Annotated in this window: 6 protein-coding genes; all 6 read left to right on the forward strand. The window is 69.8% G+C overall.

Translation table 11 applies throughout. The annotated features are described in order from the left end of the window. Positions 1-218: 218 nt before the first annotated feature. The 6 genes from ndk to rodA all read left to right on the forward strand — a co-directional run bounded on the left by ndk (position 219) and on the right by rodA (position 7,253). The gene (ndk, locus tag ACFW9D_RS22760; protein ID WP_161300954.1) at positions 219-632 is read left to right on the forward strand and encodes a nucleoside-diphosphate kinase; all 414 of its coding nucleotides are present in this window, start codon (positions 219-221) and stop codon (positions 630-632) included. A gap of 265 nt (positions 633-897) precedes the next feature. Then, positions 898-1,917: a rod shape-determining protein gene (locus ACFW9D_RS22765; protein WP_059131610.1), complete on the forward strand. Its 1,020-nt coding sequence runs from the start codon at positions 898-900 to the stop codon at positions 1,915-1,917. Between the two features lie 210 nt (positions 1,918-2,127). Continuing rightward, positions 2,128-3,177 carry a rod shape-determining protein MreC gene (gene mreC / locus ACFW9D_RS22770; RefSeq protein ID WP_223206139.1) on the forward strand — a complete coding sequence of 350 codons (1,050 nt, stop codon included), beginning with the start codon at positions 2,128-2,130 and terminating at the stop codon, positions 3,175-3,177. Between the two features lie 18 nt (positions 3,178-3,195). Further along, positions 3,196-3,870, forward strand: a complete 675-nt coding sequence (gene mreD / locus ACFW9D_RS22775) for a rod shape-determining protein MreD (protein ID WP_188338957.1) — start codon at positions 3,196-3,198, stop codon at positions 3,868-3,870. Next, complete coding sequence (mrdA, locus tag ACFW9D_RS22780) at positions 3,867-6,047, forward strand: penicillin-binding protein 2 (RefSeq protein WP_188338958.1); 2,181 nt, start codon at positions 3,867-3,869, stop codon at positions 6,045-6,047. The genes mreD and mrdA overlap by 4 nt, the downstream gene beginning before the upstream one ends. Before the next feature lie 6 nt (positions 6,048-6,053). Next, positions 6,054-7,253, forward strand: a complete 1,200-nt coding sequence (gene rodA / locus ACFW9D_RS22785; RefSeq protein WP_188338959.1) for a rod shape-determining protein RodA — start codon at positions 6,054-6,056, stop codon at positions 7,251-7,253. Positions 7,254-8,216 lie beyond the last annotated feature (963 nt).

Here is an 8,216-nt window from a genome sequence, read left to right on the forward strand (position 1 = left end):
GTTCCCCGCGCCCCTGGGAAGGCTGCGCCTTCCTCGGGGAAATGCGACCCGAAGGGTCTGCATTTCAGGGGCGCGGGGAACTGCGCGAGAAGCCCCACCGGCCCGCACCCGGCGACGAACCGGTGGACCCGGGACGAGGGGCCGGGCCCAGGGCGCCCCATGGCCCCCGTAAACTCAGCCGCACCGCACACCCAAGGCCGTACAAGGAGTCCAGCCGAATGACCCAGCGCACGCTCGTCCTGCTCAAGCCCGACGCGGTCCGCCGTGGCCTGATCGGGGAGATCATCGGCCGCATCGAGCGCAAGGCCGGGTGGACGATCAGCGCCCTGGAGCTGCGCTCCCTGAGCCAGGAGACGCTGGAGCAGCACTACGGCGAGCACCAGGGCAAGCCGTTCTACGAGCCGCTGGTCGCGTTCATGTCCTCCGGCCCCGTCGTCGCACTGGTCGTCGAGGGCGAGCGCGTCATCGAGGGCGTGCGCCAGCTGGCCGGCCCGACGGACCCGATCGCGGCCGCCCCGGGCTCGATCCGCGGCGACTTCGGCGTCATCGTCCGGGAGAACCTGATCCACGCCTCGGACTCGGAGGAGTCCGCCGAGCGCGAGCTGAAGATCTTCTTCCCGGGTCTCGTCTGACCCGTCCGATCCATGAGCGGCCCGAGAAATCAGGCCGCTCTTTGGCATATGCGCCCCGATCGGGGGAACGCGACCCCCCGTCGGCACGTCCCCAATAGCGGGGCGGGGATTCATCTGCTGACAATGGCGAAGACCCTCGCGCCGCGCGTGTGCAGGCGAGACTACGATGGAGCCTCCACGCGCGCACCGCGTCCAACCTCGCCTACCTGACAAGCAATCAAACGCTCCACTTGGGAAGGCCAGACGAATCCTGATGGGGAACTCAATGTCGTTCATCGGCCGTGACATGGCTGTCGACCTCGGGACCGCCAACACGCTGGTGTACGTCAGGGGCCGCGGGATCGTACTCAACGAGCCGTCCGTGGTCGCGATCAACACCAACACCGGTGGCATCCTCGCGGTCGGCGCCGAAGCCAAGAAGATGATCGGGCGCACGCCGGGCAACATCGTCGCCGTGCGTCCGCTCAAGGACGGTGTGATCGCCGACTTCGAGATCACCGAGCGCATGCTCCGCTACTTCATCCTGAAGATCCACAAGCGGCGCTACCTCGCTCGGCCTCGCGTCGTGGTCTGCGTACCCTCCGGCATCACCGGCGTCGAGCGCCGCGCGGTCATCGAGGCCTCCTCGCAGGCCGGCGCGCGCCAGGTGCACATCATCGAGGAGCCCATGGCCGCGGCCATCGGCTCCGGCCTCCCGGTCCACGAGGCCACGGGCAACATGGTGGTGGACATCGGCGGCGGCACCACGGAGGTCGCGGTCATCTCGCTCGGCGGAATCGTCACAGCACAGTCGATCCGGGTCGCCGGCGACGAACTGGACAACGCGATCATCCAGCACATCAAGAAGGAGTACTCGCTCCTTCTCGGTGAGCGGACCGCCGAGCAGATCAAGATCACGATCGGTTCCGCGTACGACCTGGACTCCGACGAGCACACCGAGATCCGCGGCCGCGACCTCGTGTCCGGACTGCCCAAGACCGTCGTCATCTCGGCCGCCGAGGTGCGCAAGGCGATCGAGGAGCCGGTCAACGCGATCGTCGACGCGGTGAAGACCACCCTCGACAAGTGCCCGCCCGAACTCTCGGGCGACGTCATGGACCGCGGCATCGTCCTCACCGGCGGCGGCGCCCTGCTGCGCGGCCTCGACGAGCGGCTGCGCCGCGAGACCGGCATGCCGATCCACATCGCCGAGGACCCGCTGGACTCGGTGGCCCTCGGTTCCGGAAAGTGCGTGGAGGAGTTCGAGGCGCTCCAGCAGGTGCTGGACGCCCAGCCGCGCCGATGAGCGAAGCGCGCACACCTTAAAGGGTGGGTCCGCCGCACGAGTGCCTGCCACTTCGTGCGGCGGATCGTTGATATATAGGCAAGACATCGCACGACCCAGACATCGCAAGACAATAAAAATTTCCGCGACATCCCAGACACACCAGATATCCCAGACATACTGAGTGACCCGTTTTCTGATTTCTGATTGAGGAAGGCACGGCCGCCGCACGTGAGGGACACACGAGAGAGCCGGCTGCTCCTGGTGCTGCTGATCGCCATCGCGTTCGCTTTGATCACGGTGGACATCCGGGGTGGAGAGGATTCGCCGGCCCAGGGTGCCCGCCAGGCCGCCGCGAAGGTCTTCGGCCCGGTGGAGAACGGCGTCTCCGGAGCGGTCGATCCGATCGGCAACGCCATAAGCGCGGTACGCGACTCCGGAGCCCGGCACGACCGGATCAGCCGGCTCGAGCGGGAGAACGCGGCGCTGAAGGCGAAGCTCGGCAGCGACGACCGCAACCGCAGCAAGATCCACCAGCTCGACAGCATGCTGAAGACCGCCGGAGCCGGCCAGTACGGCATCAAGGGGGCGCAGGTCATCGCCATAGGGTCCGCACAGGGCTTCTCCTGGACCGTGACCATCGACGCGGGTGCCAGTGACGGCATCAAGCGCGACATGACCGTCCTCAACGGGGACGGGCTCGTCGGCCGCGTCACCACCGTCGGCCCCAACACCGCGACGGTGCTGCTCGCCAACGACCCCGACTTCACCGTCGGCACCCGCATGGAGAAGACCGACGAGCTCGGCTTCGCGTCCGGCCAGGGCGACCGCCCGCTGCGCGTCCAGCTGCTCAACGGCAAGGCCAAGGTCAAGAAGGGCGACCGCCTCGTCACCTTCGGCTCGCAGGCCGACAAGCCCTTCGTACCCGGCGTCCCGGTCGGCCGGGTCGTCCGCGTGGACCCGTCCGGCGGCGACCTGACCCGTACCGTCTACGTCCAGCCGTACGTCGGCTTCACCAAGCTCGACATCGTCGGCATCGTCGTCCAGGCCCCGCGCACCGACCCGCGCGACCAGGTCCTGCCCGCCAAGCCGAAGCCCGCGCCGACCGTCACGGTCACCGCGACCCCCTCGGCGCCCGCGAACGGCGAGAACCCGGCCCAGAACGATCCGGCCCAGAACAACCAGGCGGGGAACGACGAAGCCGGCGGCGACCCGGCCCGGAACAACCCGGCAGACACCGACGCGGCCGGCGACAACGCGGCCGACGACACCGACCAGTAGCAGGGGGACCCGAGAAACATGCGCGTCAACCGGATCCTCCTGTCCTCCGTCCTCGTCGTCGTCGCCCTGGTCGTCCAGGTCTGCATCCTGTCCCGGCTCCAACTGCCCGGCGCCGTACCCGACCTGCTGCTCCTGACCGTCCTCGGGCTCGCGCTCGTCTACGGACACGTCGGCGGCGCCCTCGTCGGCTTCGGCGCCGGACTCCTCGCCGACATCGCCCCGCCCGCCGACCACGCGGCCGGCCGCTACGCCCTCGTCCTGTGCGTCATCGGCTACCTCGCCGGCCTCGCCAAGCCCGACAACGGACGGCTGCGGACCGCCTCGGGCCCCATGCTCGTCGTGGTCGCCGCCGCCGTCGGCACCACCCTCCTGTACGCGGGCGTCGGCGCCCTCGTCGGAGACACCGCGGCCCGCCACGTCGGCCTCGGCAGCCTGCTCTTCACGGCCGCGCTCTACGACCTGCTGCTCGCCCCGTTCGTCGTGCCCGGCGTCATGGCCCTCGCCAGACGCGCCGAGAACGATCCGCTGGCCGACAGCGCGGGCGGCGGCTCCAAGGCCACCGACGTCTCCGCCGGCTGGCTCTCCTCCGGCACCGGGCTGCGCATCGGCAGCCAGCGCGGCGGACTGCGGATGAAGGCCGTCAAGGCGCGCTCGGCGCGCGCGGGACGCATCAAGGGGGTCAAGCGCCTGTGACCAACATTCCTGAGACCGGACGGACGCCCCGCGTCCAGATCCGCCTCATCGTGCTGCAGATCCTCGTCCTCTCGCTCCTGCTCACCCTCGGCGGCCGCCTCTGGTACCTCCAGGTGCGCAACGGGGACGAGTACGCCAAGGAAGCCTCCGGCAACCACGTCCAGCAGGTCGTCACCCCCGCCGTGCGCGGCTCGATCCTCGACGCCCGCGGCATCCCCCTCGCCGACAACGAGACCCGCCTCGTGGTCTCCGCCTCCCGCACCGACCTGATGAAGATGGAGGACGACGGCAAGGGCGTCCTCACCAAGCTCGCCGACGTCCTCGGGATGAAGCCCAAGGAGGTCATGGAGAAGGTCCGGCTGTGCGACGCCAAGACGCCGCAGCCCTGCTGGAACGGCTCGCCGTACCAGCCCATCCCCATCACCGACGAGGCCACCCCCAAGCAGGCCCTGCAGATCCGCGAGCGCGGCGAGGACTTCCCCGGCATCACCGCCGAGCCCACCGCCGTCCGCCGCTACGCGGGCCCCGGCGGCTCCAACACCGCACAGGTCCTCGGCTACCTCTCCCCGGTCACCGACGCCGAGATCGAGCAGGCCAAGGACACCGAGTCCCCGTACCTGCGCTCCGACCAGGTCGGCCGCTCCGGCCTGGAGCGCACGTACGACAAGGAACTGCGCGGCAAGGCCGGCGTCACCCGCTACGAGGTCGACAACCTCGGCCGGGTCATCGGCCGCGCCAAGAGCGACGACGCCCAGCCCGGCGCCAACGTCGTCACCTCCATCGACGCCCGCGTCCAGTCCGTCGCCGAGTACGAGCTCAACGAGGCGATGAAGGCCGCCCGCCACGAGTTCGACAAGAACACCGGCGAGAACTACAAGGCCGACTCCGGCGCCGTCGTCGTCATGGAGGCCAAGACCGGCCGCGTCGTCGCCATGGCCTCCAACCCGTCCTACGACCCGAACGCCTGGGTCGGCGGCATCAGCGGCAAGGACTACGCCCAGCTCACCGGCAAGAAGTCCAACTACCCGCTGCTCAACCGCGCCACCCAGGGCCAGGCCGCACCCGGCTCCATCTTCAAGGTCGTCTCGACGACCGCCGCGGTCAACGCGGGCTACCCGTTCAACGGCCGCTACCCCTGCACCAGCTCGTACTCGATCGGCAACCAGGTCTTCAAGAACTTCGAGTCGGAGAACTTCGGCCCGATCAACCTCGGCCGCGCCCTCGAGGTCTCCTGCGACACCGTCTTCTACGGACTCGCGCACAACGAGTGGAAGAAGGACGGCGGCACCAAGCCGAAGAAGAACGCCAACGACTGGTTCTTCAAGACCGCCAAGCAGTTCGGCCTCAGCAAGAAGACCGGCATCGACCTGCCCAGCGAGGTCAGCGGCCGCATCCCGGACCGCAAGTGGAAGCAGGACTTCTGGAAGGCCAACAAGGACGCCTGGTGCAAGGCTGCCAAGAAGGGCGGTGACTACATCCAGCGGCTCTCCTACGAGAACTGCCTGGAGGGCAACCAGATGCGCGCCGGTGACGAGGTCAACTACTCCATCGGCCAGGGCGACACCCTCGTCACCCCCATCCAGATGGCGTCGATCTACGCGGCGATCTCCAACGGCGGCACCCTGCACCGGCCCGAGGTCGGCAAGGCCGTCATCAGCCCCGACGGCAAGCAGGTCACCGAGCTCCAGCCGAAGGTCAACGGGAAGCTCCCGATGACCAAGAAGACCCGCGACGAGATAGACGAAGCACTGGCGGGAGTGGCGACCCGCGGTACGGCGGCCTGGCGCTTCGGCGGCTGGCCCCAGGACAAGATCCCGATGCACGCCAAGACGGGTACGGCCGAGGTCTACGGCAAGCAGACCACCTCGTGGTTCGCGACGTACACCAAGGAGTACTCGATCGTCATGACGATCTCCCAGGGTGGTACCGGTTCCGGCGCGTCCGGACCGGCCGTCCGCAAGATCTACGACGCCATCTACGGCCTCGACGAGAACGGCAAGCAGAACAAGAAGAAGGCCCTGCTGCCCTCGCCGCAGACCTCCCTGCCGAAGATCGGGTCCGACGGCTCGATCGACGCGCCGAAGATCGAACCGTACGCGCCGCAGAAGGAGGAGCCGCCCGCCGAGCAGGAACTCGCCGCCGCGCTGCCCGCCTCCACGTACGGCAGGAGGGACTGACCACCCATGGCCGGCACCAATGGCTTCTCCGTCTCCGGGTACGGGCCCCAGCGCTCCACCATGTCGCGGCTCATGGCCCGCGACTCGCTCGCCCGGCGGCTCGACTGGCCGATACTGCTCTCCGCGGTCACGCTCTCCCTCATCGGCGCCGCGCTCGTCTACTCGGCGACCCGCAACCGCACCGAGCTCAACCAGGGCGACCCGTACTACTTCCTCTTCCGGCACCTGCTCAACACCGGCATCGGGTTCGCGCTGATGGTCGGCACGATCTGGCTCGGCCACCGCACCCTGCGCACCGCCGTCCCGATCCTCTACGGCATCTCCGTCTTCCTGGTGCTGCTCGTCCTCACCCCGCTCGGCGCGACGGTGAACGGCGCGCACGCCTGGATCATCATCGGCGGCGGCTTCTCGCTGCAGCCCTCCGAGTTCGTGAAGATCACGATCATCCTCGGGATGGCGATGCTGCTCGCGGCGCGCGTCGACGCCGGTGACCGGGAGCACCCCGACCACCGGACCGTCATGCAGGCCCTCGGGCTCGCCGCCGTCCCCATGATGATCGTCATGCTGATGCCGGACCTCGGGTCCGTCATGGTCATGGTGATGATCGTGCTCGGCGTGCTGCTCTCCTCCGGGGCGTCCAACCGGTGGGTGCTCGGGCTCATCGGCGTCGGCGCGGCCGGGGCCGTCGCCGTCTGGAAGCTCGGCGTCCTCGACGACTACCAGATCGCCCGGTTCGCGGCGTTCGCCAACCCGGCGCTCGACCCCGCCGGTGTCGGCTACAACACCAACCAGGCGCGCATCGCGATCGGCTCCGGCGGGCTCACCGGCTCCGGGCTCTTCCACGGCTCGCAGACCACCGGGCAGTTCGTGCCCGAGCAGCAGACGGACTTCGTGTTCACCGTCGCCGGCGAGGAGCTCGGGTTCGTCGGGGCGGGTGCGATCGTGCTGCTCCTCGGTGTCCTGCTGTGGCGGGCCTGTCGCATCGCCCGCGAGACGACGGAGCTGTACGGCACGATCGTCGCCGCCGGCATCATCGCCTGGTTCGCCTTCCAGGCCTTCGAGAACATCGGCATGACGCTCGGCATCATGCCCGTGGCGGGCCTGCCGCTGCCCTTCGTCTCGTACGGAGGCTCGTCGATGTTCGCCGTGTGGGTGGCGGTGGGACTGCTCCAGTCGATTCGGGTGCAGCGGCCCATGTCGGCGTAGCCCTCCGGGGGTTCGGCCGTTATTTGTGCGCGCGGGGTCGGTTGTCTGGGGTGGGGTTCGGGTGCCCCGGCCCGCCGTAGCGACTGCGGGTCGTCGCCGTTGGGTTGAGGGTCGGCCGGGTGCCGTGGGGTCGCCGTTGGGGCTGAGAGAGTTGTCGCGGGGTGCGGCGTCGTCGTGGTTGGTCGCGCAGTTCCCCGCGCCCCTGGCGGCGCCTGTCTGTCTCGGCGCGCTTTGCCTCCGGCGCCGGCCCTTTGCATTGGCCCGCCGCCAGCTCCCACCCGCCCGCCCCCTCCGGGGGCGTCGGCCCGGCGCCCGGCCCTTGTCGGAACTCCAACCCTCGGGCTCGCATGCGATCGCCTTGGCCCTGTTGCTCGCGCGGTTCGCCGCGCCCCTGGCGGCGCCTTCTGCCCCGGCGTGTTTCGCCTCCCGGGGCTGGCCCTCTGGCCTGGCCCGCCGCCAGCTCCCACCCGCCCGCCCCCTCCGGGGGCGTCGGCCCGGCGCCCAGCCCTTGTCGGAACTCCAACCCTCGGGCTCGCATGCGATCTCCTTGGCCCTGTTGCTCGCGCGGTTTCCCGCGCCCCTGGCGGCGCTTGTGTGGCCCGGCGTGTTTCGCCTCCCGGAGCCGGCCCTCTGGCCTGGCCCGTCGCCAGCTCCCGCCCGCCCGCCCCCTCCGGGGGCGTCGGCCCGGCGCCCGGCCTTGGGCGGAACTCCAGCCCCCGGGTTCGCATGCGATCGCCCTGGCCTCTGGTCAGTACTCCGGTCCTGGGTGCGCAGTCTGCCGCCTGGGGCGGCCCCCTTCGGCTGGAGCGGCGCCGCCGCCGTAGTGGCTGAGGGTGGTCGTGGGATGCGGCGTCGTCGTGGTTGGTCGCGCAGTTCCCCGCGCCCCTGGCGGCGCTTGTCTGGCTCCGCGTGTTTCGCCTCCCGGAGCTGGCCTACGGGCCTGGCCCGCCCCCTTCTCCCACC

Source organism: Streptomyces sp. NPDC059524, assembly GCF_042749255.1.
GTDB lineage: Bacteria > Actinomycetota > Actinomycetes > Streptomycetales > Streptomycetaceae > Streptomyces > Streptomyces xanthii.